The sequence below is a fragment of the Rathayibacter sp. PhB1 genome (genome assembly GCF_004362935.1).
Lineage (GTDB): Bacteria > Actinomycetota > Actinomycetes > Actinomycetales > Microbacteriaceae > Rathayibacter > Rathayibacter festucae.
Genome location: NZ_SNYD01000003.1, coordinates 163853 through 187834, shown reverse-complemented (window position 1 = coordinate 187834; position 23982 = coordinate 163853). Strand labels below are relative to the sequence as shown.

The following is a 23982-nucleotide window of genomic DNA, read 5'->3' as shown; positions in this document are numbered from 1 at the left end:
GTCCTCGACGCGTCGCGCGAGTCACGCCGCAACGGCGTCCTCCAGCGGGTCGGTGGGCTCGTCCGGCTCGAAGGAGTCCGGCTCGGCGAGGACAGCGACCGGCGCGAGAGGGGTCTGTGCCGCGGGGCCCACGTCGTCCTGCACCGGTGCCGCGACCTCCGCCAGGCGTGCCCGCTCGACGGCCGCGATCAGCACCGCGAAGGCGACCTCGAGGGTGTCGGTGTCGCGCAGCAGGACGCGCTCGCCGGTCGCGGCGTCCAGGCGCAGCGTGCGGAAGACGGGCTGCGGCAGGTCGTCGGCGAAGGTGATCAGGCCGTGGACGATGCCGGTGCGGCGGGCGCGGGCGATCCAGCGGTTGGAGTGGGTGCGGAGAAGGATCATGACCGGGACCGTCCTGGCTGCTGGTGGTGCGCGGTGAGGGGGGAAGTGGATCCTCTCCGAGCATCCTGCACAGGAGCCCCGTGTGCCTGTGCTTGACAGAAGAGTCCTCGCGCGTCAACGCAACCGGGCGCGCGCTCCGGCCGCCGCGCGCAGGGCCTCGACGAACTCCGGCACCACCGGGTTCCCGGTGTCGCGCACCAGCACGCCGATCTCGCGGACGGCCCGCGGATCGTCGATCGGGATCTCGCGCACGCCGTCCTCGATCGAGGAGGGGCTCGGCGGCAGGATGGTCAGCCCGAGTCCCGCCGCGGCCAGCCCGCGCGCCGCGCGGTAGTCGCCGACCTCGAAGGCCGGCTCGGGATCGCGCCCCTCGAAGGACAGCAGTCGCCGGGCCGACTCGTGCAGGCCGTAGCCGGGCGAGAGCATGATCAGGTCGAGGCCGCGCAGCTCCGCCACCGTCACTGAGCGGCGGGAGGCGAGCGGGTGCCGGTCGTCGACGACGGCGAGTAGCGGCTCCGTGTAGAGCGTGGTCGTGGTGGTGCCGGGCAGCTCGGGCGGGTCGGCGACGATCGCCAGCTCCGACTCGCCGTCGGCGACCGCCCCGAGGCACAGCGCCCGCGAGCCGTGGCGGAGGCCGAAGCCGACGCGGGGCCAGCGGCGGCGGAAGCGCCGGATCACGTCGGGGACGAAGGTCTCGCCGAGGAGGGTCTGGAAGGCGATCGCGATGCGGCCGTCCTCGAGGTCGCGGGCCTGCTGCACCTCGGTCAGTCCCGCGCGGATCAGCGCCAGGCCGTCCTGCGCGACCTCCGCGAGCCGCCGCCCCGCCTCCGTCAGCACGACGCCGCGGCCCTCGCGACGCAGCAGCGGGGCGCCGACGAGCTCCGACAGGCGCGCGAGCGAGCGGCTCGCGGTGGGCTGCGGCACGCCGAGCTCGGCCGCCGCGGCGGTGACGCTCCCGGTCTGCGCGACGGCGACGAGCGTCGGCAGCAGTCGGAGGATCGCGGGCTCATCCATGCCTGCAGCGTATAGGTCGGCATGCGACAGGCATTGGTCATGCGTTCGCCGCGGTTCTAGCCTCGGAGGATGAGCACCAGCGTCCGCCCCGCCGTCGACGCTCCTCCCGTCTCCCAGCGCCGGCTGACGATCGCCCTCCTCGCCGCGGGGCTCGCGACCTTCGCCGAGCTCTACGCCGTGCAGGGCGTGCTCCCGCAGTTCTCCCGCGAATGGGGGATCTCCGCCTCGGACGCCGCGCTGACCGTCTCGGCGGCGACCGTCGGGCTCGCGCTGATGGTGCTGCCCTGGGCGTCGATCGCCGAGCGGATCGGTCGGCTGGAGTCGATGCGGATCGCGGTGCTCTCCTCCGTGGTGCTCGCCCTGCTCGCCTGCGTCGCACCGTCCTTCGAGGTGCTGCTCGTGCTGCGCTTCCTCAGCGGAGCGGCGCTCGGCGCGGTGCCGGCGCTCGCCGTGGCGGCCATCCACGACCGGGTCGGCGGGGCGGGTGCGACCGCCGCCGCCGCGGCCTACGTCTCCGGGACGACGCTGGGCGGGGCCGCCGGACGGCTGCTCGCCGGTCCGCTCTCCGCCGTGGTCGGCTGGCGGGGCGCGCTGCTCGCCGTGACGATCGTCTGCGCGCTCGCGGCCGTCGCGTTCGTCCTGCTCGCTCCCCGGGGCGGCGTCGTGCGGGCGCCGCGGGGCGAGGGCGGCTGGCGCGGGAAGTTCGCGCAGGTGCTCCGCGACCCGGTCCTGCTCGCGGTCGCCGCGCAGACGTTCTTCGTCGTCGGCGTGTTCGTCGCGGTGTACAACTACCTGGCGTTCCGGCTCGAGGCCGCGCCGTTCGCGCTGCCGCCGGCGCTCGTCTCGCTGCTGTTCCTCACCTATCTCGCCGGGACCGCGACCTCCCGGCTCGCCGGTGTCTGGGCGCCGCGCCTCGGCCCGCGGGTGCTGATGCGGATCGGCGTCGCCGCGATGATCGTCGGCCTGCTCGTGATGCTCTCCGAGCTGATCGTGGTCGTCGTCATCGGGCTCGTCCTCTTCTCCGCCGGCTTCTTCGCCGTGCACGCCACCGGCGCGGCCTGGACCGGCGCGCGAGCGGCCCCCGCCCTTCGAGGCCACGCCGGCGCCGTCTACACGATCGCCTTCTACGTGGGCTCGGGCGTCGGTGGCTGGCTGCTCGGCTTCGTCGTCGAGGCGGGCGGCTGGGGCGCGCTGACCGCGGTGATGATCGCCCTGCTGCTCGTCGGCGCCGGCTGCGTGAGCCTGCCGAGCCGCGCGAGCGTCGCCTCCGCGCGCTGAGCGCCTGGCCGGTCGCCGCGCTTCTGCGACAGGATGGGGGCTCGCGCACGGAGTGGGGGACTTCATGACCGACAGCACCCGGACGGATCCGCGGTTCCATCCCGCCTATCAGCGGGGGTATCAGGGGCAGGGGGCCTCGGGGCTCCCGGCCGATCGGGCATCGTCGTCGGAGGAGCGGTTCCGACGCCCTCGTGGAGGCGACTCGGTCGGCGGTCGGCGCCGGGCGGCGGCTCCGGAGGAGGTCGTGCCGGTCCGGGTGCGGAGACCGAGTCCGGCGCCGCTGTCGAGCTCCTCGCTGCCGCCGATCGCCGCGCCACTTCCGATCGCCGCGCCACTGCCGAGTGGCGTCGCTGTCGTCGAGCCGGACGGGGAGCAGGTGACGATCGAGGACGTCGAGACGGAGTCCGCGCCGACCGAGCCGAGGCGGCCGTCCGCCCTGGATCGGCGCGTCCCGATCGCGCTCGCCGTGCTCGGACTGCTCTTCCTGGGGGCCGGGCTGAGCTTGGTCTGGTCCGCCTCCTCGATGGTCTACTACGAGACCGAGAGCGGATTCGAGCAGTTCACCCGGGCGGTCATGAACTACTTCCCCGGCCCCGCGATCACCATCGGGCTGCTCTCGATCGGCGCCGCGATCACCGTGCGGGCGGCCCGCTCGTGACCGGCCGCCGTCCGTGGTGGCCACTGCTGCTCGGCTACACCGGCCTGCTCTGGGCACTCGTCCTCGGGGTCTGCGCCCTGGTCGCCGTCCTGCCCGACGGCTTCAGCTACACCGATGTCGTCCCGCTGGAGGCGATCGTGCTGAACTCGCTCTGGACCGTCGGTCCGGCGCTCGCGACCGCGGCCCTCGCGATGACGGCGGCGACCCTCGCGATCGGACTCGTCCGCGCCGGTCGCGGGTCCGCCGCCGTCGACGGTGACCAGGAGGACGACGACGTCGAGCTCGGCGAGGGCGTCCTCGTCGAGCTGCTGCCCGCAGGAGGCGATCGCCGCCGCTCCTGACGGTGCGGTCTCCCTCCGCGGGCGGCCGTGCGACAGGATGAGAGTCCGAGTGCACGAGGCGGGGGCGGTCATGGCCGACAGCAGCAGAACGGATCCGCGGTTCCACGCCGCCTATCAGCGCGGGTACCAGGGGCCGGCGCCGGAGGTGCGCCGCCGCGAGGAGGACGCGTACCGGCGTCCGCGGCGTGCGGGCGGGCGGGTACCGCGAGCGGATCCGAGTCCGCGCGTGGAGTCGGCCGAGCCGGAGTCGCCGCTCGCCGGGCTCTCGTTCGTGCCGGATCCCGCCGATGTCGAGGCCGCAGAGGAGAGGGACGTCGCAGAGAAGCCGCAGGCCGAGGCGCCCGCGGCCGTGCGTCCGCTGGGCCGCCGGGTCCCACTGACGCTCGCGATCGCCGGCGTCGTGCTCATCCCGCTCGGGCTCGCCACGCTGTGGTGGTCGACGCTCGAGATCTACACGACGACCACGGTCTACGAGCGGCTCGAGTACGAGCAGTACGTCCGGCTGCTGCTGCAGTTCAGCGCGACGCCGCTGCTGACAGTGGGCCTCGCCTCCCTCGCCGCGGCCCTCGTGGTGCAGGCCGTCCGTCGGTCCCGGGCATGACGCCGGGTCGGCTGTGGTGGATCGGGGCGGTCGTCCTCGATGTCGTGCTGTGGGGCGCGCTGCTCGCGATCCCGGCGATCATCCTCGTGCTGCCCAACCAGTGGCAGGGCGACTCGCTGACCGCCCCGATCGAGATCCTCTGGCGGTACGCACTGCAGCAGGCGGCGGGACCGCTCGCGACCGCGGCTCTCGGGCTGCTGGTGGTGCTCGTCGTCGCGGCGACCCAGCACCGCCGGACGCGGCCTGCGGCGCCCGATGCCCAGGACGCCCCCGACGGCTGGTCCGAGGCCGAACTCGTCGACCGCTGACGGCGCGGGGTCTCGATACGCCGCTGCGCGGCTGCTCGACCAGCATGCAGGGGTCGCTCCGCTCCTACTTCGCGAGGGCTCCGAAGCGGAAGAGGTAGGTCGCGTCGAGGGTGTCCTCGATGCCGGTGACACCCGAGGCGGCGACGACGGTCTCGCGGCCCTGGAGCAGCGGGACGATCGGCGCGTCCGCGGCGGTCTGCGCCTGGATCTGCTCGATCGCGGTGGCGCGCGCGGCGGGGTCGGTCGCGGTCGCCTCGGTGTCGATCAGCGCGTCGACGGCCGGGTTCGAGTAGCCGTTCGCGACGGAGGCGCCGGTGGTCGAGTAGGCCGAGCGGAGGAAGTTGTCGGGGTCCGGGTAGTCCGGGAAGAAGCCGAGCTGGTAGGCCGGGTAGCCGGAGTCCGGCGAGAGCTGCTTCACATAGCTGGTCCACTCGGTCGACTGCAGGTCGACGGCGAACAGGCCCGACGACTCCAGCTGCGACTTGATCAGCGCGTACTCCTGGTCGGAGTCGGGGCCGTAGTGGTCGGAGGTGTACTGCAGCGGCAGGGTCACCGGGGTCGAGACGCCGGCGGCGCTGAGGATCGCGGCGGCGGCGTCCGCGTCGGGGGTCGTGCCGTACGCGTCGGCGAAGGCCTGCGTCGCGCCGGTCTGCCCGTCGAGCACGACGGAGTAGGCGGGCGTGTAGGTGCCGCGGTAGACCTGCTCCGACAGCTCGTCGCGGTCGACCAGCGAGGCGACGGCCTGGCGTATCGCGAGCTTCTGCTCGGGAGTGCCACCGGGCTGCGTGTTCACGTTGAAGGTGAGGAAGCGCACCGAGCCGCCGGGGCCGTCGACGACCTGCAGGTCCGCGTTGCCGCGGAGGTCCTCGACGTCGGTCGCGGTGAGCGAGCGGTAGGCCACGTCCACGGCGCCGTTCTCCACGTCGAGCCGCAGGTTGGTCGACGAGGTGTACGGCCGCAGCACGACGTCGGCGGTCTTCGGCGCGGGGCTCGAGGTCGACTCGTTCGCCGCGAGCTGCAGCAGTCCGCCGGCCTCGTAGTTCTGCACGGAGTACGGCCCGGAGCCGATCACGTCGGCGTCGTCGAGCAGCGCGTCGGCGGGGAAGACCTCCTCGTCCACGATCGGCCCGGCCATGCTCGAGAGCACGTACGGCCAGGTCTGGTCGTTCGGCACCGCGAGGGTGAAGACGACGTCGTCGCCGTCCTGCGCGACCGACTCCATGTTCGCGAGCAGCGGCGACGGGCCGTTGTCCGCGGCGATGTCGACGACGCGCTGGAACGAGAAGACGACGTCCGACGCGGTCAGCTCGTCGCCGTTGGAGAAGGTCAGGCCGGGCGCGATCGAGCAGCGGTAGGTCGTCGCGTCGTCGAAGCCGCACTCCTCGGCGGCCTCGGGGACGGGCGTGGTCGAGCCGTCCGCGTAGCTCAGGAGGTGCTGGTAGATCTGGTTCTGCGGCGTGAAGCTGCCGCGGTCCCAGGCGCCGGCCGGGTCGAGGGAGACGATCGAGTCGGTCGTCCCGATGACGAGGCGCTCGCCGGCGGCGGAGTCGCTCGAGCTGCCGGGGGCCGTGCAGCCGGCGAGGGCGACGGCGGTGCCGAGGGCGGCGAGGGCGCCGAGGGCGCGGAGTGTCTGCATGCTGCTGCTTTCGTCCGTGGTGCGGGGGAGTGGTGGAGATCTAGAGGGTCGCGAGCCGGAAGCGGTCGAGCGCGTCGGCGCCGTCGACGAGGTCGGCCAGCAGCTCGCCGAGCACGGGCCCGAACTTGAAGCCGTGGCCGGAGAAGCCGGTCGCGAGGGTGACGCGGCCGACGCGGTCGAGCACGAAGTCCTCCGTCGGCGTGATGTCGTAGAGGCAGGAGATCGGGTCGGCGCTCGCCGCGTCGACACCCGGCAGCCAGTCGGCGACGTACTCGACGAGCCGGGCGAGCCGCTCGGGCTCGGCGCGGAAGTCGCGGTGGTCCGGATCGACGACGCGGCCGGTGCCGTGCTCGCCGACCTTCACGCCGACGCCCGGGGTCGCCAGGCCGTAGATCGTCGGCTCGTCGCCGCGGTGGTGCACGAAGCTCGGCCAGGCGTCGAGCGGCAGGTCGGTCGTGAAGTGCGCGGGCTGCTCCTGCGTGATCCGCAGCGGCGGGAGGGAGCGGCCGGCCGCGGCGACCAGGCCGCTCACGAGTCCCGGCGTCCACGAGCCGCCGGCGACGACGACCGCGTCGGCGAGCAGGGGGCCCTCGTCGGTGACGACGCGGACGCCGCCGTCGCGCTCCTCGATCGCCCGGACGCCGGTGCTCGCCCGGACGACGGCGCCGTGCGACTCCGCGAAGCCGAGCAGCGCCTCGATCGCGGCGGCCGCGTCGAGCCGTCCGCCCTCCGGATGCAGCAGCACGTCGGTCTCGAAGCGCAGGCCGGGCCAGCGCGCGGAGGCCTCGGCCGCGTCGAGGCGCTCGCAGGGGATGCCGTCGCGGGCGAAGGCCTGCTCGATCGCGAGCAGGGCGGAGGCGTCGCCGTGGTCGATCGCGCCGGTCGCGGTGAAGAGGCTCCGGCCCGACTCCCGCTCGAGCCGCGCCCACTCGGCGGCCGCCCGTCCGGTCAGCGCGCGGTAGTCGTCCTCCGCGTAGCCGCGGCGGAAGATGCGGGTCTCGCCGTGCGAGGAGCCGCGGTCGTGGCCGCGCTCGAAGCGCTCGAACAGCAGGACGCGGTCGCCGCGCTCGGCGAGGGAGCGCGCGGCGGCGGCGCCGACGAGGCCCGCGCCGACGACGACGACGTCGCGGCCTGTCATCGGGCGGTCACCGCGTCGACCAGGCGCCGGGCCGGCATGGCCGCGCGCACGGCGGCCTCGTCGGAGAACTGCCGAGCGGCGAAGCGGGCCGGGGCGTAGAGCTCGGCGTCGCCGAGGGTCGTGGTGCCGTGGAGGACCAGCTCGGCGACGAGACGGCCGAGACCGGGTCCGTGCGTCACTCCGGACTCGTTGTCGCCCGCGGCGACGAACAGCCCGGGCAGCTCGGGGACGGGGCCGGCCAGGAAGCGGCGGTCGGCGGTGTAGGAGACGACGCCCTGCGTCCACTCGCTCTCGCGCAGCGCGTCGGCGGAGGCGGGGATCAGGCGGGCGACCAGCGGGGCGAGGTGCGCGTCCATCGCCTCGACGAGGTCGGTGCGCTGCGGGCGGCGGTCGGCGGCGGACTCGCCGAGCGGCTCGTAGCCGACGCCGTTGCCGTAGGTGAGGCCGCCGAGGTGCTCGCGGACCCAGAGGCCGCCGAGCTCGGGCAGCATCAGCGTCGGCAGGTGCGGGAGGCCGAAGGGCGCGGTGGTGAGGCGGCTCGCGACGACGCGGGCCAGCGGGAGGCGGCGGCCGAGCGGGGCGAGCAGCTCGTTCGTCCAGGACCCCGCCGCCAGCACGACGCTGTCGCCGGAGAAGATGCGGCCGTCGGCGGTGCGGACGCCGCTCGCGCGGCCGTCGGTCGCGAGGACCTCGGTGACGGGCGCGTGCTCGACGATCTCGACTCCGGCCGCGCGGGCCGCGGCGACCAGGGCGAGCGCGGCGTCGGGGGCGCTGATCTGGATGCCGTCGGGCTGGAGGAAGCCGCCGGTGACCGCGTCCGCGTCGAGGCCGGGGACGAGCTCGGCGGCCTCCTGCGGCGAGAGCTCGCGGGAGCCCTGCGGTCGCAGCGGGTGCTCGGCGAGCGGGCCGAGGTGGTCGCGGACGCCCTCCTCGGTGACGGCGAGCCAGGCGCTGCCGGTCTCGCGGAGGAGGATGTCGACGCCGCCGCGGTCCGGGTCGACGGCGAGGGCGCGGTAGAAGTCGAGGCCGTACTGCTCGAGGTCGCGCTCGGACTCGTTCCAGTACCAGGCGTAGCCCGCGGCCCACAGCCCGACGAAGCCCGCGCCGGCCGCCGTGGTGCCGCGCGCCGCGTCCCACGACTCGACCAGCGTGACCCGGGCGCCCCCGCGTGCGAGGTGCAGCGCGGTGGCGGCCCCGAAGAGACCGGCCCCGACGACGACGACATGCCTACTCATACTCGGTATCCAACCAGCGGCGCTCCTGCCGGTCGAATCGATATGACGCCCCGAGTCCTCCCTCCCCCTCCGCGAGATGCCACTTGTGCACGCTTCTGTCGGCGTGTCGCGTGCACAAGTGGCATCTCGCGGCGCGCGACGGGGCGCGCACCGGGTGAGGGGGCGGGGAGGAAACAGTTTCGGTAGGGTCGGGGCACCGTTGAGAGGAGGGCCTGTGGCCCGCACGCCGGACACGCGCGTCACGCTGGACGTCGTCGCGGCGCATGCGGGCGTCTCGAAGGCGACCGCGTCGAAGGTGCTCAACGGGCGGCCCGGCGCGTCGGCGGCGACGCGCGCGCGGGTCGAGCAGTCCCTCCGTGAGCTCGGCTACAGCCCGAGCACCCGGGCGCCCCGGGTCGGCGGCGGCGTCACCGTCGTCTTCGACACCCTGCTCAGCGTCTACTCGCTGCGCGTCCTCGAGGGCGTCGTCGGAGGCGCGCAGAGCGAGCGCGTCGATGTGACGACCGGCGTCCTCGCGCCGAGCGGCTCCGCCGACGAGACGCTGCGCTTCGACGCCGCGTTCGTCCGCTCGGTCGCGGCGAAGGGGCACCTCGGGATCCTCGCCGTCACCACCGCGATCGACGCGAAGATCGTCGCGGCCGCCGCCGAGGCAGGGCTGCCGCTCGTCGCGGTCGATGCACCGAACCCGCTCGACCCGTCCGTGGTCAGCGTCGGCTCGAACCACTGGGTGGGCGGGCAGCAGTCCACCGAGCACCTCGTCTCGCTCGGCCACCGGAGGATCGCCTTCGTCGGCGGCGACGCCCGCAACCCGGGGCTGCGCGCCCGCTACGGCGGCTACCGCGAGGCGCTCGCCGCGGCGGGCCTGCCGGAGGACCCGGCCCTCGTCTCCGAGCAGGGCATGGGGTCGGCCGAGCACGTGGTTCCGGCACTCCTGGCGCTGGACGATCCGCCGACCGCCGTCGTCGCGACCAACGACATCGACGCCCTGCAGACGATCCGCGCCGCGATCGCAGCCGGCCTCCGCGTCCCCGAGGACCTGAGCGTGATGGGCTACGACGACACCTTCGCCGCGCTACCGACCGCCGTGCTCCTCTCGACCGTGCACACCCCCATGCACGACCTCGGCCGCCTCGGCCTGGAGACCCTGGTTCGGATGCACGACGGCATCCCGCCCCTCTCGCACCGCATCGAGCTGGCCACCAGCCTCGTCGTCCGCGAGTCGACGGCCCCGCCGCGCGCCTAGGCCCCTGCTCGGTGCGGGCGGGGTTCAGGCCGTCGCGCCCCGCGAGGCGCGTCGCACGCCGAGCAGCACGACCAGGCGGAGGAAGCCGACGAGGCCCGTGCCCAGCAGCGCGGCGAGGAGCAGCAGCACGGCGACTCCCGCGACCCAGGTGGTGTCGCCGCTGACGTCCTCGACCAGGAACTCGAGGCAGAACAGTGCGAGGCCGGCGTAGGCGAGGACGAGCACGACGATCGTGCCGGGGCGGCGCAGGCGCTGCCGCGGGGTGCGCCAGAGGGCCGGCGGCTCGAGCCAGCGGCGGAGCAGACGGATGACGAGGGTGCCGACGAGGCCGGTCAGGCCGGCGCCGATCAGCACGACGCCGGCGGAGCCGAGGGGCGTCGAGTTCAGGCCGGCCAGCGACAGAGCGATGCCGACGCCGATGAAGACGGCGCCGAGCCCTCCCGCCGCCATCGCCGACCACATGCCGAAGCCGCCGCGGAGCACGCTCTCGCGCTCGGGGCGCGGCTCGAGGGGGGCGTCGACGAGGCGCTGCGGAGCGGGCGGGGCGGAGGAAGAGGCAGTGGCGGAGGCGGTCGCGGGCTCGCCCCAGGCGGGCGCCGCCCCCGTCGTCTCGACCACGTTCTCGCGGACCGGGATGTAGCGCAGCGGCGCGTCGATGCGGACCTCCGGGCGACCGCGGACGACGGCCGTCGCGCTCACGGGGACGCCGCGGGGGAGGAGGACGGGCGCGAGCAGCAGGGAGCCGGACGGGTCGATCGACCACTCCGGGGTCTGCGGCGGGGCGCCGTACCACTCGGTCGAGGAGGAGCCGGCGAGGGTGAAGGAGATCGGGCGGTCGGCGACGAAGGTCGTCGGGGGGAGGTCGGTGCGGCCGAGGTTGCGGACCGTCGCGGTGACCCGCCACCAGTCGTCGCCCGCGTGCGACAGGCGCACGTCGATGTCGACCAGCGAGGCCGGCTTCGCGCGGCGCTGGCCGATGACGACGGCGACCACGGCGGCGGCCGCGACGATGAGGCCGCCGAGCAGGCCGACGACTCCGAGAACGATCTCCATGGGGCCAGTCAACCATCCGGGCGGCGGCGGGCGGCCGGGGGTGCGGGCGGGGTGGATCTCGATACGCGCGCGGGGCGCGCTACTCGATCAGCAGGGAAGGGGCGCGGTGCGCGCTGCTCGATCGGCATGCCTTCGAGCGGCGGAGCGCTTTCATGGTGGTCGAGAAGCCGCGGAGCGGCGTATCGAGACCCGGCGTGCTTGCGGTGGGTGGATCTCGATACGCGCGCTTCGCGCGCTACTCGATCAGCATGGACGGAGCGCCTCGCGCGCTGCTCGATGAGCGGCCAAGCCATGGTGGTCGAGTAGCCGCGGAGCGGCGTATCGAGACCCGGCGTGCAGGGGGTGGTGGATCTCGATACGCGCGCTCCGCGCGCTACTCGATCAGCATGCTCGAGACCCGGGCGCCCCGTTGCGGGGTTTGGCGGCTCGTGGCGGGGTCCGCATACTGGAGGACCGCCCCCAACAGGGAGCGTTCAGCTGCGACAGCGGAGGGTGGAGCGGTGTCGACCGTGCGTGACCGAGCCCCCGCGGCCCGACGAACCGCCAGCATCCTGCCTCTCGCAGTGGGTGCCGCGGGGCTCGTGGTGAGCCTCGTGCTGGCCGTCGTGGCCGCCTCCGTCGCCTCGGCGCCCGTCCGCGTGCTCGGTCTGCCGCTCCCGCTGGTGCGCGGCAGCGCCGTCTGGCTGAGCGTCGCCGGCTACGTGCTGACGCCGCTGCTCGTCTTCCTCGCGACCGGCTGGGACCTCTCCTCCCAGCGCGCGCACTCCCTCCGCGACGCGCGCCGCTTCGTGCCCGACGCGCGCTTCACCCGCGCCCTCTACTGGCTCTCGGCCGCGGCGCTCGTGCTCGGCGCCTGGCACGTCCTCAACATCAGCGTCCCGATCTCCGAGTGGCTGGGCACGTGATCCGCCGCGCCCTCGCGATCGGGGTCACCGCGCTCCTGCTCGTCCTCGGACTCGGGGCGGCGGCGCAGCCGGCGAGCGCGGCGACCACGGGCACCGCCGCCAGCACCGCCTCGCTCACCGACATCGGCCGCGGCGCGATCGAGGACCTGCGCACCTGCCTCTCCTCCTCCGACGAGCTGAACGTCTACTACCTCGTCGACAGCTCCGGCTCGCTGAACACCGGCGGCGACGACGGCCGCGGCTCCGACCCGGACGTCGCGCGGGCCGGAATCCTCGCGGGCAGCCTGCAGGAGCTCGGCGGCCTCCGCGACTCGCTCACCGTCAACTGGGGCGCCGCCTTCTTCAGCCGCGCCTTCGAGCCGGCGGTCGACTGGCGTCCGTGGTCGCAGGAGAGCCCGGAGGCGCTCGCCGGCGTCATCCGCGACAAGACCCCCGGCGGTGGCACCAACTGGCTCGCCGGACTGCAGGGCGTGCAGACCGCGCTGCAGAGCCAGCCGAGCGCCGGCTCCGCCTGCCAGCTGGTGATCTGGCTGACCGACGGCGAGATCGATCTCGGCTCCGCGCAGGCCACCGCCGACGCGACCAATGCGCTCTGCGGCGTCCGGATCGACCCCGACGGCGACGAGCCCGAGGGCAACGGCCTGCTCGCGGCGCTCCGCCAGGCCGGCGTCGTCGTGCTCGGCACGCTCCTGGCCGACGGCGAGCAGCGCGAGGAGGCCCGCGTGATGTGGCCGCTCGTCGAGGGCAGCGGCGCCTACGGCGGCGGCACCGCGACCTGCGGACCGGCCGTCGCGCCCGAGGGCTCCGTCCGCGGTGCCGTCGTCGACGCCTCCGACCCGGACGCGCTCGCCTCCGTCTTCCTCCAGCTCGGCGCGCGCATCGCCGGCGGCGCGTCCGAGGCGCTCGACGCGAACGGCTCCTTCTGGATCGACCCGGGCGTCGCGCGGATCCAGGCCGTCGTGAAGGACGGCTGGACGCTGCAGGCGCCCGCCTCCTCCGGACTCGGCACCCTCTCCGCCTCCGCGACCGCCCCCGAGGTGACGGTCACGCAGTCCTCCGGCGTCTCGCGCCTCGAGATCACCGTCGACCGGCCGGAGTTGCAGGGGCAGTGGACGCTGACCTCGCCCGGCACCACCGAGGTCTTCGCGTTCAGCGACCTGCGGATCGTCTTCGACGACGCCAACCAGGTGCAGCGCGGCGAGGACGGCACGCTCTCCGCGACCCTCACCGCCCGCGTCCAGGACCCGGACGGTCAGCCGGTGGACCTCTCCGTCTTCGGGCAGGCGGACTTCGCCGCGACCAGCACCGCCGACGGCGCCACCGCCGACCTGCCGGGCGCCGCGATCGACGCCGCCTCCGGCGTCATCACGATCCCGCTGCCCTCCGACGTCACCGCCTCCGAGCTGCTCGTCACCGCCTCGCTCGACCCGCTGACCACCGCGGAGCACGCGATCGAGCTCGCCCCGGTCACCACGCAGCAGCGGATCACGACCGTGCTGCCGGCCGCCTTCCCGAGCGTCGCCTCGCCGCTCGTGCTCAGCGAGCTGACCGGCGCCGACGGCCGCGCGGAGGGCACTCTCGCGATCCAGGGGCCGACCGCGGGAGGCGCCAGCCAGGTCTGCCTCTCCGCCGCGCCGACCGTCACCAGCGACAACGCCGACCGCGCCGACGCCTGGCAGTGGAGCTTCACCGACGAGTCGGGCGCCGCCCTCGCGCCGGGCGCCTGCCTCGACGTCGCGCAGGGCGCCTCGCGCACCGTGACCGTCTCCGCCGAGAACTCGGTCGCCGCCGACTCCTCGGTCGCCGCGACCCTCCCGCTCGACGTCCGCACCGCGGGCGGCAGCAGCGCCCCGCAGACCGTCGCGCTGTCCTTCCCGTCGACCTTCCCGGTCAACGCCGCGGCGATCGGACTGGTCGCGCTCGTCCTCCTGCTGCTCGGCGTGCTCCTGCCGCTGCTCGGCCTGTACCTCTTCAACCGGGCGAAGGCGAAGATCGCGATGAACGGCTCGTTCCAGCGCGGCACGATCCCCGTCGAGATCACGCCTGAGGGCGTCCGCTCGGCGCTGACCCACGGCCGCCTCGACGAGCGCTTCCGCTACCTCCGCAGCGAGACGGGCGTGCGCGAGCTGCCCGACCCCGAGCTCGGCCGGCTCCGCGCGCACGTGCCGTGGTGGCCGCTCAAGGCGCCGAGCTACCGCGTCGGCCCGCCCGCCGGCGGCGAGATCGTCGCCTCCCGCACCGGCACCCGCGGCACCTCCGCCGGGCGACCGCTCGGCAACGGCGGCGTCGAGTTCTCCGCCCTCCCGCTCGACGTCTTCTGGGCGATCGTGGTCTCGGAGCAGGAGCTCGAGCGCCCCCGCGGCGACGAGCCCGTCCGCGCCACGGCCGTGCTCTACCACCGCGTCGACCGCGACGACGAGGGCCAGTACGAGCGACGCCTCGAGGACCTGCTCCGCGACTCCGGCGAGCCCGCCTGGAAGACGGTCGACGTGCTCCGCCGCGAGCGAGCGGCGAAGCGCCCCGAGCGCCGGGAGCCGCAGCAGCCCGTGCCCGCCGCCCAGCCCGCGGCCGCCGAGGCCCGCTCCTCCGTCCCGCCGCGGAGCGCCCAGAGCGGCACCCCGACCGCGACCCCGCCCCGCCCCCCCTCGCCCCCGCGCCCCGGCGGCCCGCCGCCCCGGACGCAGGGAGCGCCCGGCCGCCCCGGCGGACCGCCGCCCCCGCGGCCCGGCGGCTCCACCCCGGCCCCGCCGCCGCCCGGCCGGGCCGGCCCCCGCACCCCTCCGCCCCGCAGTCGCTGACGGCGCTCCGCCTCCCGGCACCGCCCGCACGACGACACACGACACACCGCGCTACCGCAGGAACACCGCGCGACCAGACGAAAGCAGGACCTCATGCTCAGACCCTTCCTCCTGATCGGAGTCGGCGGCTCCGGCGGCAAGACCCTCCGCGGCATCAAGTACCAGCTCGAGCTCAAGCTCCAGCAGCTCGGCTGGGAGGGCGGCATCCCCGCCGCCTGGCGCTTCCTGCACTTCGACACCCCCACCGTCCAGGACGGCATGGAGTACCAGGCGCCGTTCCTGCCCCGGCAGGACTACCGCGGCCTGGTCAGCACCGCGGCGACCTTCGACATCGTGCACGGCTCGATCACGAGCGCGCACGCGACCAACAACGCGATGCGCCACGACATCGAGCGGCAGCTGCCCGACCCGCGCCTGGTCAAGGTCGACGTGACCAAGGGCGCCGGCCAGTACCGCGCCGTCGGCCGCGCCGTCGCGCTCGCCGCCACCAAGGAGATCGCCCAGGCCGCGCGCCTCGCCATCGGGAAGATGAACGACGCGGAGTCCCTCGCGGAGCTGCAGACCCTCGGCCAGCGCCTGCGCGCCCGCGACGACGGCGGAGACGGCAGCCCCATCGTCATCGTGATCTCGTCGGTCGCCGGCGGCTCGGGAGCCGGCCAGTTCCTCGACATCATCGAGATCATCAAGTCGACCGCGAAGCAGTACCCGTGGTCGAACCAGTTCTTCAGCATGCTCTACGCGCCCGATGTCTTCGATCAGCTCTCGGTCACCGCCGGCATGCCCGGCAACGCGCTCGCCGCGATCTCCGAGACGATGAACGGCTTCTGGACCGACACCCCCTCGGCCGCGACCCTCGAGCTGCTGCGCACCAAGGGCGTCGCGCCCTCCTACGGCGCCGCGATGGACCGCGTCGGCGCCGCGTACCCGTTCATCGTCGGCCGCAGCAACAGCAAGGTCACCTTCGAGGACCAGAACGCCGTCTACGACGCCGTCGCCACCAGCCTCACCGCGTGGATGATCGACGAGCGCGTGCAGGACGACATGATCGCCTACTCGTCCGGCAACTGGCAGGCCCGCTCGGCCGCCAACGTGCTGCCCGACAACTCCGGCCTGATGAGCCCGGCGCACCACTCGCCGCCGTTCTCCTCGATCGGCTTCGGCCGGGTCACCCTCGGCCGCGAGCGCTTCCTGGAGTACTCCGCCGAGCGCTTCGCCCGCTCCGCGATCGACCGGATGCTCTTCGCGCACGCCGAGGAGGACCCGCAGTTCGAGCGGATGACCGAGCGCGAGTACATCGAGAAGTCCGCGGACAGCGAGTACCAGCGCTTCCTCCGCGAGCTGCGCCTGAACGAGGAGACCGCCGAGCACAACGACGTCACCGACGCGCTGCGCGACCAGAGCACCCTCGACCTGATCAAGGCCGAGCTGCAGCGCGGAGCCGACGACGAGCTGGCCCGCCCCGAGTCGCTCGACCGCCAGGGCGGCACCGACATCACCACCTGGACAGACCGGCTCGTCAACGAGTTCACTCGGCACAGCCCGCGCCTGCTCCAGCGCGACCGCGAGGCCCGCCAGCGCCGCCTGGACGAGTGGACGCGCACCATGCCCGGCCACATCCTCGAGACCGTCTCGCGCTACGTCGCGCAGGACGGCCTGCCGGTCGTCACCGCGATGCTCCGCCGCCTCGAGCGCGGCCTCAAGGGCACCGTCGACGCGCTGCGCGTCGAGGCCCGCCAGCACGAGGAGTGGGTGGGCACGCTCAGCTCGCTCGTCTCGGACGAGCTGCGCACCTCGGCCAATCAGCAGTCGATCCGCCCGGACCAGGAGGCGGTGCAGTTCGCGATCCAGCGCCTCGGCCAGGCGCTCGAGTGGTCCTCCGAGGCGGCGCTGCGCGACTCCGCCTGGGCGCTGCTCGCCGAGCTGCGCGAGACCTTCCTCGGCCCGCTCGCCGACTACCTCGACGGCTCCCGCACCGCGCTGCTGCAGCGCGTGCACTCGCGGAAGACCAGCGACGACCGCGAGAACGCCTACGAGTTCTGGCCCCGCCGCGTCGACGAGACCGTGCCGCGCAAGTACTCGCCCGCGCCCAACGAGCGGATGCTCGTCGAGCCGGAGAAGTACCCGGCCGAGTTCCAGAAGCTGGTGCGCGCCTCCGTCGACGGCGACGCCAAGTACCAGGACGCCGTCCTGCGCGTGCTCGCCGACCAGCTCGTCGGCGTCAGCCCGGACAGCGAGTCGGACGCGGGCGCCTGGTCGCTCGTCGGCAACCCGCGCACCTGGAAGCCGACCGTCACCGCGGACCCGGCCGTCGCCAACCCGGCCCAGCGCGCCTCCTTCGAGCTCGCGACCGACCCCGAGGTCTACGTCGGCCGCGCCCGCGCCTGGATGAAGCGCGACGGCACCCCGTTCGCCGCCTACATCGGCGAGGACCTGCTCGGCTTCTTCGACTCCGAGGTGCTGCCGCCCGACGTCTTCGCTGCGCGCCGCGACCGCTACCGCGAGCAGCTCCAGGCCGCCCTCGGCGCCAGCGAGCCGCTGGTCAAGCTCAACCCGGCGCTGCTGCGCGCCGTGCACGGCAAGGCGATCAACGAGGACACCTCGCTGGTCTTCAGCTCGATCCCGTTCCGCGCCGGCACCGAGATGTACGAGGTGACCAAGGGCGTGCTCGGCCAGATGGGCGTCTGGGACGACGCGACCAGCGAGTCGTGGTTCCAGGACCAGAAGGTCGACGGCATCGAGGTCTTCGCGATGTCCGGCTTCCCCTACGAGCCCATCGTGATGGACTCCGTGATGGAGCCGATCGCCCGCGGCTGGCTCGCGCAGTCGAACACCCAGGACAGCCGCGAGGCGTTCTGGAAGTTCAAGCGCGCGCGCCTGCTCGGCGAGAGCATCCCCGCGGACCCGCGCGCGATCGAGTCGATGATCCGCGGCTGGTACGTCGCCAAGGCGCTCGGCCGCCTCGCCGTCGACGCCTCGCAGGGCGAGAAGGGCCCCAAGCTCTCCGTCTGGGACCCGTCGACCCGCGCGCTGGCCGACTTCCCGCACCCGCTGCTGAGCGAGCGCAACGCCCGGCCCGCCGACTTCCCGGGCGTCGTGCTGCAGTCGCTCGCCATCGCGATGGCGCTCTGCAACGTCGACGGCACCCTCGCGCCGCTCGCCGCCTACCGCGTGCTGATCTCGCTCGGCGGCAGCCGCGGCGAGGAGACCGAGCTGGCCGAGTGGCTGCAGACCGGCGCGCTGCCGACCGGCGCTCCCGTGCCGGAGTCGTCCCGCGCCGGCAGTGCGGACGGCGACCTCGCGTCGCGCCGCTCCGCCGTTCAGGCCTACCTGACCGCCGAGCTCGCCCGCTTCGACAGCGACATCGTGCAGCAGGACGACATGGTCTCGGTCTACGACTACCCCGTCACCTGGGAGATGCGCGAGCAGTTCCGCGAGGCGCTGCTGGGGCTGGTGTCGTCGGTCGTCTCGACCGGTCCGCGCGACTCCGGAGTCTGAGCGTGCCCCCGGAGATCCGCCCGGACGGCTACGGGCCCGCCGGCTTCTGGCCCGACGGCAAGGCGGCGATCGTCCTGCTGCCCAGCGGCGCGCAGGGCGAGACCCTGCTCGAGCTGGCGGCGCAGTGGACGAAGACCGGCCTGCTCGGCCAGGCCCTCTGGGTGCTGCCCGAGCACGTCAAGACCTCGCCCTACGCACCGCCGCAGATCGAGGCCGTGGTGCTCGGCGTGGGCGCCGACCTCGAGTCGGTCGCCATCGCGGTCGACCTGTTCGAGGCGCTCGCGGAGGAGCCGCTCGCTCTCGTCCGCCTGGTCACCCTCCGCTCGGCCCTGCCCGAGCGCGAGACCGACGAGGCCCAGGACGCGGTCGCCGACCTCGTCAGCCGCTGGGTGCGCACCTCGATGCCGCTGCCGAATCCCTCCGCGACCCTCGCCGATCAGACCACGGAGCTGCGCCGGGTGACGCTGATCTGCGCGCCGACCGCGTTCCAGCTGCGCGAGCGGGTGGAGGCGCACGAGCACGGCTTCGTCGTCATCGCCTCGCCCGAGGACCGCTCGAGCCCGTGGTCCGGCGACGCCTTCGTCCGCGACGACGAGCGCTTCACCGGCTTCACGCTCACCCACCTGGCCAGCGTCGCCGGGCTGTGGAACGGCGTCACCGACGGCAGCGTCGAGCTGATGAGCCGCGAGTCCGACGGCGGCGACTCCGTCTGGATCTCGCGGGTGTTCCTCAACGCGGTGCTGACCGAGTCGCTCGGCCGCCGCGTCGCGGCCGGAGTGCTCGAGAACGCCGCCCGCCCGGACTCGCTGCTGATCGACCCCAGCGTCAGCCCGCCGCCGCCCGGCACCGCCTACATCGACGACGGCCAGATCGCCGGCTACGTCGAGAGCATGGTCGCCGGCGCGCTGCGCCTGGACGGCGGCGCGCTCACCTACGACTCCGCCGGCTCGCTCGACGTGCCGGAGCCCGAGCGGATCGGCTTCTGGGCGCAGATCGGCCGCTTCTTCGCCTTCTCGGCCGGCAAGCTCGTGCAGATCCCGCGCTGGGCCGTGCTCTGGATCACCTCGAGCGCGAACCGCTCGGTGACCCGCGCCCTGCACACCTCGCAGGGCTCGGCCGTCGTCGGGGCCGACTACGACGAGGTGCTGGACGTCCGCGACCGGCTCCTGGTCGCCGACCTCGAGCACCTCCGCGACGACGAGGGCCGCGCCCGCGCCGAGGCCGACGCGCCCGCCGCGATGGCGCACGTCCGCACCACGCCGCAGCTGTGGGCGGGCCTGCGCGAGCTGGTCTTCGGCGCGCTCGACGGCAGCGCGGACCTCCGCGACGCGGGCTTCGCGCCCGTCGAGGGAGCTGTGCCGGTGTTCGGGCGGGTGGGCGACGTGCTCGCGCTGCCGGACGACCCATGGGTGTCGTCGGGGTACGACGTGCCGCCGGGGTTCCCGGAGCGGGTCGACTGGTACGCGCTGGCGATCGCGGATCCGCGGGAGCGGCTGCAGAACTGGGTGTCGGCGTCGGAGGCGGCGGCTGCGGCGGCTGCCGCGCAGGTGCCGGTCGAGGCCGGCGCCGCCGCTCCCGAGGCTGCTGAGGAGCCCGCCGCGCAGGAGTCCGAGGCCGGGCCCTCCGACTCGGCCGCGTTCGCGCCGCCCGCGCAGGAGACGCTCGTCGAGGGCGAGGCCGCCGAGCAGCGGACCGTCGTGCAGATCGAGGTCCCCGCCGAGGAGGCTCCCGAGCCCGTCGAGCCGCCCGTGTCCGCCTCCGACGCCGAGGCGCGCCGCTCCCGCCGCCTGCAGGCGCTCGGCGAGTACGACCTGTGGGCCGGGCGGCAGAGCTCCTCGTTCGTCTGGCGCTTCCTCGACCGGATCGGCGCCGAGCGCCGCCGTGCCGAGGACGAGGTCGCGTACCTCAAGGGCGAGATCGACGCGATCCGCCCGCAGCGCCCCGGCGAGCTGCTGGGCCTGCGCCGCGAGTTCCACCGCACGCTGCTCGTCGGCTGGGTGACCGTGCTGTCGCTCGCGATCGTGGTCGGCGTCGGCATCTGGTTCGTCAACGACTACGCCTCGCGGCAGCCCGCCGGCTCCTTCGATCCCGGGCTGATCACCTCTGTGCTCTTGTGGGTGCTGGTCGGCCTGGCCGGTGCCGGGGTGCTGATCACGCTGATCTCGCTCGTCCGGTACCACGCGGGCTGGTCGCGCTTCGAGCGGCGGATACAGATCGAGCGCACCCGCCTCGCGCACTACGGCCGCAGTGCCCGCCGCGCCCGCGAGGAGGCCGCGCGCCTGCGCTCGGTGCACCGTCAGGCCGTCGAGTGGCTGGTGCTGCTGTCCAAGGCCGTGCACCGTCCATGGCACGTGCCGCCCGTCTGGCTGCAGCACGAGACCTTCGACGTGGAGCGCGGCGCCATGCCGTTCGCCGTGCGCCTCGCGACCGTCAGCGGCGAGGAGACAGCGGCCGTGGCCCGCATGCGCGCCGCGATGACCTCCAAGCTCGTCCGCCGCGGCTGGCGGCACGAGGCCTTCGAGTCGCTCGTGCAGGAGATGGCCGCCGACTACGGAGCCGGCCAGGGCTTCGGCCTGTCGACGCTGGACGAGGACCTCCCGCACTCGTCGAACCACACGCGGCGGATGCTGCTGCGCGCCCTCGACGACGAGTCGCTGCTCACCCGGATCGCCGCCCCGCGCCTGGCCGACATCGTCGCCTCCGTGCAGCGCGACGAGGAGGCGATCGCCCGCCCGCGGGTCCGCCCGATGGGCACGAATCCGCTGAACGCGCTGCGCCGCCCCGAGGACTTCGAGGGCGTCGAGCTCGACGTGCCGTGGGACGACTTCCTGCTCGACTCGCTGACCCGCGCCGACCCGATGACCCCGGTGAGCGCCACGGTGCTGACCGAGCTGCAGGTGGGCGAGCGCTACCACGAGCGCGTGACGAGCTTCCTCGTCGCGCCGTCGCGGCTGCAGGAGCGGCTGCGGTTCGACCCGTCGGCGCCGATCCACGTGGTGCCGTTCGAGGCGTCGACGGGGTCGCCGGTGGATCTGGTGTGGCGCGTGGATGTGGTCGGGCCGGTGCCGCGCGCGGCGATCCGGCTGTGGGACGGGGCGGTGCGGGCCTCGGCGCCCGTCGTCCCGGCTGACGGCGACACGGGGGTGTAGTCGGTGGTCGGGTGGCCGCCGCCGCCGCGGCCCGGTGGGGTGCGGCGGGTGGGGGCTCCGGGGCTCTCGCGGGGTGCTGGGCTGCCGGGGGCTCCGGCCCGGTATCGGCGGGCGCGGCGGGCGCCGTGGTGGGTGTGGATCGTCGCGGCGGTCGGTGTGGCTGCGGTCGCGTTCGCGGTGGTGGGCGTGGGGGAGACGGTTGGGGTTCTCGGTACGGGGTCTGCGTCCGGAGTCGCTGCTGGTCCTGCGTCGACCGCTCCTGCTTCGACCCCTGCCGCGACGGTCACTCCGTCCGCCGTTACCGCGACAGCTGCGCCGACCGCGTCCGCGTCCGTGCCATCGTCACCGCCGGCGGACTCCGCCGACCCCGCCGCGCTCGCGCTGGCGACCCTCGCCGCGCTCCCCGTCGACGACGGCCGCGCCGACGTCCCCTACGACCGCGACCTCTTCGGCGAGTCCTGGAAGGACGTCGACCGCAACGGCTGCGACACCCGCAACGACATCCTCGGCCGCGACCTGCTCGACCCGGTCTTCAAGCCGGGCACCCGCGACTGCAAGGTCCTCTCCGGGACCCTGGTCGACCCGTACGACGGCACCGCGGTGTCCTTCGTCTCCGGGAGCGACACGTCCCGCCTCGTGCAGATCGACCACGTCGTCGCCCTCGACTGGGCCTGGCACCACGGCGCCTGGGCGTGGACGGACGAGCAGCGCCTGCTGTTCGCGAACGACCCGGCGAACCTCGTCGCCGCCACGGACGACACGAACCAGTCCAAGAGCGACGCCGGCCCGGGGGAGTGGCTGCCGCCGGCCCCGGAGCTGCGCTGCGGGTACGTGGAGCAGTTCGTGGGGGTGCTGGGGGCGTACGGGCTGGGGATCGGGGTGCAGGACCGGGAAGCGGCGGAGGCCGTGCTGGTCGGGTGCTGATGCGCGCCGGGGCTGTGCCGCCCGCGGAGCCTGCGCGCCCTGCTCGGCTAGCCTGAGCGGCACTATGGCCTTCGACTCGGACGCGGACTGGGATGACCCGGACCCGTTCGATCGGCCACCGCGTCGGCGCCGTAGGCGCCGCCTGTCGGCCGGCGAGGACCGCGTCACCGCGATCCTCCTGCTCGTCTTCCTGCTCGTGCTCGGCGCGCTCCTTTTCGTCTTCGTCCTCATCGAGAACCTGACCTTCGACGCGAACCGGGTGAACAACCGCCTGGACGGCGTCTCGGTCCTCGGCGAGACGATGTGGATCGTCCCTGGAGCAGTGGGCCTCTCCGCCCTTGCGACGCTGGTCGCACTCCTTCGCCCCGACAGGTCCCGCCGTATCTGGTGGATCCCGGTCGCTGGAGCGGCGGTCACCGTCGTGGCTTTTCTGATCGCCTCAGGGATCGTGATCGTCGCCGGACGATGACTGCAATGATCAACAGCTGTGCTCGCGGTCCGCGAGGCACCACCATTAGGCATGCTCGGGGCTCGGCGGAGCGGATTGACCTGGCATTTCACAAATGGTCGGGCTGTGCAGGCGCTCGCGGTATCGGAACGGTGCCTGCAACTGCCGAGGGTGCAGGACGAATCAAAGCCGGCGGTCGGGCGGCGGACGGGCCCGCGTAGAAGTCGCTTTCGAGTCGAACGAACGATCGGTCGAAGCTTTGGTCGATGACACGAGCGATGTTCACCGACGGTTCGCTATGCCTCTTCATAGTGTCTGATGCATGCCCGCCTTCACTCCGCTCGAACTCTCACTCGAACTCGACGTACCGGAGAAGCGGATCCGTGATCTTCTGCGGCAGTCCTTCGGACTGGTCGATGTCGAAGATGACCGGTGGGAGCTCAGCGATGAGCAGGCCGATGCCGTCCGTCACCACTTCGAAGGCTTCGATCTCGTTCCGGGCGACAAACTGCTCCGACGGGAACTTCACGCGCGCTTCGGTGGGGACTGGCAGAGGGGGATCTCCACTCCGGCGAATCGCCAGAACATCTTCGTCTTCTCCGATCCGGTTCAGGGGCCCAAGTACGGCTATGACGCCTATGAAGGGCCGACTCCCGAGGGCGGCTTTCTGTACACAGGCGAAGGACCGAAGGGACACCAGGACCTCAATCACGCCAATCGCGCGCTTCGTGACGCCGAGAAGAACGGCATTCCCGTACGACTCTTCACAGTCGACGGCACTACCGTCACGTTCGTCGGCACCTTCGTGCCTGATTCGCCTCCCTTCACTTCACTCGAGGTCCCGGACGCGACAGGGGCCCGAAGGCAAGCGCTCATCTTCTCCTTGTTGCCTGTCGACGCGGACCTCGGACTGGCTGCACCGAGGAACGAGACCCTCCCGGGTTTGGAGATGTTCGAATGGCGTGAACCCGACTTCAGCGAATTGTCGTTGCCAGGTCCGGCGTCCGATGAGCTGCGAACGGCATCGCGACTCGAGTTCGAGTTGCAGTACGCGTTCGGCCAGTGGCTCGTTGCGCAGGGAACCCCACCTCAGGGGCTGAAGTTGCGAGTCGGTCCCATTCAGATACAGCCAGACCTCTTCGTACCTTCGCGCCGATGGATCGTCGAGGCGAAGAAGTCGACTGCTCGGTCGCACGTCAGGATGGCGATCGGTCAGGTACTCGACTACGTGATGGTCGCGGCGGAGCACGACCTCGACGCGATTCCGGTCGTCCTGCTGCCCGGCCGGCTCTCCGACGACCTCCAGAGACTCGTCAGAAGTCTCTCGATCGTCGTCGTGTCCCGGACGGCGTTCGGTTTCGAGATCGTCGACTAGAA

19 protein-coding genes are annotated in these 23982 nt (G+C 73.5%); 13 read left to right on the top strand and 6 right to left on the bottom strand.

Annotation, left to right across the window (positions count from 1 at the left end; translation table 11 throughout):
* Positions 1-21: 21 nt before the first annotated feature.
* Both EDF17_RS08685 and EDF17_RS08680 read right to left on the bottom strand, forming a co-directional pair.
* Positions 22-381: a hypothetical protein gene (locus EDF17_RS08685; protein ID WP_123446730.1), complete on the bottom strand. Its 360-nt coding sequence runs from the start codon at positions 379-381 to the stop codon at positions 22-24.
* 114 nt (positions 382-495) lie between these two features.
* A complete protein-coding gene (locus tag EDF17_RS08680; RefSeq protein ID WP_123446729.1) occupies positions 496-1395 on the bottom strand; it encodes a LysR family transcriptional regulator in 900 nt (299 codons plus the stop codon).
* A gap of 69 nt (positions 1396-1464) precedes the next feature.
* Between EDF17_RS08680 and EDF17_RS08675 the strand changes: the two genes are divergently transcribed.
* The 5 genes from EDF17_RS08675 (at position 1465) to EDF17_RS08655 (ending at position 4581) form a co-directional block, all read left to right on the top strand.
* Entirely contained in the window at positions 1465-2673 is a 1209-nt protein-coding gene (locus EDF17_RS08675) for an MFS transporter (protein WP_123446728.1), read from the top strand.
* Positions 2674-3049: 376 nt separating this feature from the next.
* A complete protein-coding gene (locus tag EDF17_RS08670) occupies positions 3050-3331 on the top strand; it encodes a hypothetical protein (RefSeq protein ID WP_127887510.1) in 282 nt (93 codons plus the stop codon).
* Positions 3328-3672 (top strand): hypothetical protein, encoded by a 345-nt coding sequence (locus tag EDF17_RS08665; RefSeq protein WP_123446726.1) that lies wholly within the window; start codon positions 3328-3330, stop codon positions 3670-3672. Before EDF17_RS08670 ends, EDF17_RS08665 begins: the two co-directional genes overlap by 4 nt.
* Positions 3673-3742: 70 nt before the next feature.
* Entirely contained in the window at positions 3743-4273 is a 531-nt protein-coding gene (locus tag EDF17_RS08660) for a hypothetical protein (RefSeq protein ID WP_133671956.1), read from the top strand.
* The gene (locus EDF17_RS08655) at positions 4270-4581 is read left to right on the top strand and encodes a hypothetical protein (RefSeq protein WP_123446724.1); all 312 of its coding nucleotides are present in this window, start codon (positions 4270-4272) and stop codon (positions 4579-4581) included. The genes EDF17_RS08660 and EDF17_RS08655 overlap by 4 nt, the downstream gene beginning before the upstream one ends.
* A gap of 64 nt (positions 4582-4645) precedes the next feature.
* On the opposite strand, the gene EDF17_RS08650 is transcribed toward EDF17_RS08655, so the two are convergent.
* The 3 genes from EDF17_RS08650 to EDF17_RS08640 are packed head-to-tail and all read right to left on the bottom strand — an operon-like array spanning position 4646 to position 8590.
* Positions 4646-6217, bottom strand: coding sequence for an ABC transporter substrate-binding protein (locus EDF17_RS08650; RefSeq protein WP_123446723.1), 1572 nt, complete (start codon positions 6215-6217; stop codon positions 4646-4648).
* A gap of 40 nt (positions 6218-6257) precedes the next feature.
* On the bottom strand, positions 6258-7355 hold the full coding sequence (locus EDF17_RS08645; protein WP_123446722.1) for an FAD-dependent oxidoreductase: 1098 nt from the start codon (positions 7353-7355) through the stop codon (positions 6258-6260).
* Positions 7352-8590 (bottom strand): FAD-binding oxidoreductase, encoded by a 1239-nt coding sequence (locus tag EDF17_RS08640; RefSeq protein WP_123446721.1) that lies wholly within the window; start codon positions 8588-8590, stop codon positions 7352-7354. The genes EDF17_RS08645 and EDF17_RS08640 overlap by 4 nt, the downstream gene beginning before the upstream one ends.
* A 214-nt stretch (positions 8591-8804) precedes the next feature.
* Here EDF17_RS08640 and EDF17_RS08635 point away from each other — a divergent pair, with 214 nt between their 5' ends.
* Entirely contained in the window at positions 8805-9833 is a 1029-nt protein-coding gene (locus tag EDF17_RS08635; protein ID WP_166649631.1) for a LacI family DNA-binding transcriptional regulator, read from the top strand.
* Between the two features lie 24 nt (positions 9834-9857).
* On the opposite strand, the gene EDF17_RS08630 is transcribed toward EDF17_RS08635, so the two are convergent.
* Positions 9858-10886, bottom strand: coding sequence for a hypothetical protein (locus EDF17_RS08630; RefSeq protein WP_123446719.1), 1029 nt, complete (start codon positions 10884-10886; stop codon positions 9858-9860).
* Positions 10887-11449: 563 nt separating this feature from the next.
* On the opposite strand from EDF17_RS08630, the gene EDF17_RS08625 reads away from it, so the two are divergent.
* From EDF17_RS08625 to EDF17_RS08595, 7 genes are all read left to right on the top strand, one after another.
* Positions 11450-11791 carry a hypothetical protein gene (locus EDF17_RS08625; protein WP_123446718.1) on the top strand — a complete coding sequence of 114 codons (342 nt, stop codon included), beginning with the start codon at positions 11450-11452 and terminating at the stop codon, positions 11789-11791.
* Positions 11788-14589 carry a hypothetical protein gene (locus tag EDF17_RS08620; RefSeq protein ID WP_123446717.1) on the top strand — a complete coding sequence of 934 codons (2802 nt, stop codon included), beginning with the start codon at positions 11788-11790 and terminating at the stop codon, positions 14587-14589. The genes EDF17_RS08625 and EDF17_RS08620 overlap by 4 nt, the downstream gene beginning before the upstream one ends.
* A 93-nt stretch (positions 14590-14682) precedes the next feature.
* Positions 14683-18084: a tubulin-like doman-containing protein gene (locus EDF17_RS08615; protein ID WP_123446716.1), complete on the top strand. Its 3402-nt coding sequence runs from the start codon at positions 14683-14685 to the stop codon at positions 18082-18084.
* 2 nt (positions 18085-18086) lie between these two features.
* Positions 18087-21233 (top strand): hypothetical protein, encoded by a 3147-nt coding sequence (locus EDF17_RS08610; protein ID WP_123446715.1) that lies wholly within the window; start codon positions 18087-18089, stop codon positions 21231-21233.
* Positions 21234-21566: 333 nt separating this feature from the next.
* The gene (locus EDF17_RS08605; RefSeq protein ID WP_243732840.1) at positions 21567-22157 is read left to right on the top strand and encodes an HNH endonuclease family protein; all 591 of its coding nucleotides are present in this window, start codon (positions 21567-21569) and stop codon (positions 22155-22157) included.
* A 64-nt stretch (positions 22158-22221) separates the two neighbouring features.
* Positions 22222-22626: a hypothetical protein gene (locus EDF17_RS08600; RefSeq protein WP_123446713.1), complete on the top strand. Its 405-nt coding sequence runs from the start codon at positions 22222-22224 to the stop codon at positions 22624-22626.
* Positions 22627-22927: 301 nt separating this feature from the next.
* Positions 22928-23980 (top strand): hypothetical protein, encoded by a 1053-nt coding sequence (locus EDF17_RS08595; RefSeq protein ID WP_133671955.1) that lies wholly within the window; start codon positions 22928-22930, stop codon positions 23978-23980.
* The last annotated feature ends 2 nt before the right edge of the window (positions 23981-23982 follow it).

Coding starts and splice junctions, on each gene's coding strand:
- EDF17_RS08655 (WP_123446724.1), top strand. CDS start 4,270: ATGACGCCGGGTCGGCTGTGGTGGATCGGGGCGGTCGTCCTCGATGTC.
- EDF17_RS08685 (WP_123446730.1), bottom strand. CDS start 381: ATGATCCTTCTCCGCACCCACTCCAACCGCTGGATCGCCCGCGCCCGC.
- EDF17_RS08595 (WP_133671955.1), top strand. CDS start 22,928: ATGCCCGCCTTCACTCCGCTCGAACTCTCACTCGAACTCGACGTACCG.
- EDF17_RS08650 (WP_123446723.1), bottom strand. CDS start 6,217: ATGCAGACACTCCGCGCCCTCGGCGCCCTCGCCGCCCTCGGCACCGCC.
- EDF17_RS08660 (WP_133671956.1), top strand. CDS start 3,743: ATGGCCGACAGCAGCAGAACGGATCCGCGGTTCCACGCCGCCTATCAG.
- EDF17_RS08645 (WP_123446722.1), bottom strand. CDS start 7,355: ATGACAGGCCGCGACGTCGTCGTCGTCGGCGCGGGCCTCGTCGGCGCC.
- EDF17_RS08640 (WP_123446721.1), bottom strand. CDS start 8,590: ATGAGTAGGCATGTCGTCGTCGTCGGGGCCGGTCTCTTCGGGGCCGCC.
- EDF17_RS08600 (WP_123446713.1), top strand. CDS start 22,222: ATGGCCTTCGACTCGGACGCGGACTGGGATGACCCGGACCCGTTCGAT.
- EDF17_RS08615 (WP_123446716.1), top strand. CDS start 14,683: ATGCTCAGACCCTTCCTCCTGATCGGAGTCGGCGGCTCCGGCGGCAAG.
- EDF17_RS08680 (WP_123446729.1), bottom strand. CDS start 1,395: ATGGATGAGCCCGCGATCCTCCGACTGCTGCCGACGCTCGTCGCCGTC.
- EDF17_RS08675 (WP_123446728.1), top strand. CDS start 1,465: ATGAGCACCAGCGTCCGCCCCGCCGTCGACGCTCCTCCCGTCTCCCAG.
- EDF17_RS08630 (WP_123446719.1), bottom strand. CDS start 10,886: ATGGAGATCGTTCTCGGAGTCGTCGGCCTGCTCGGCGGCCTCATCGTC.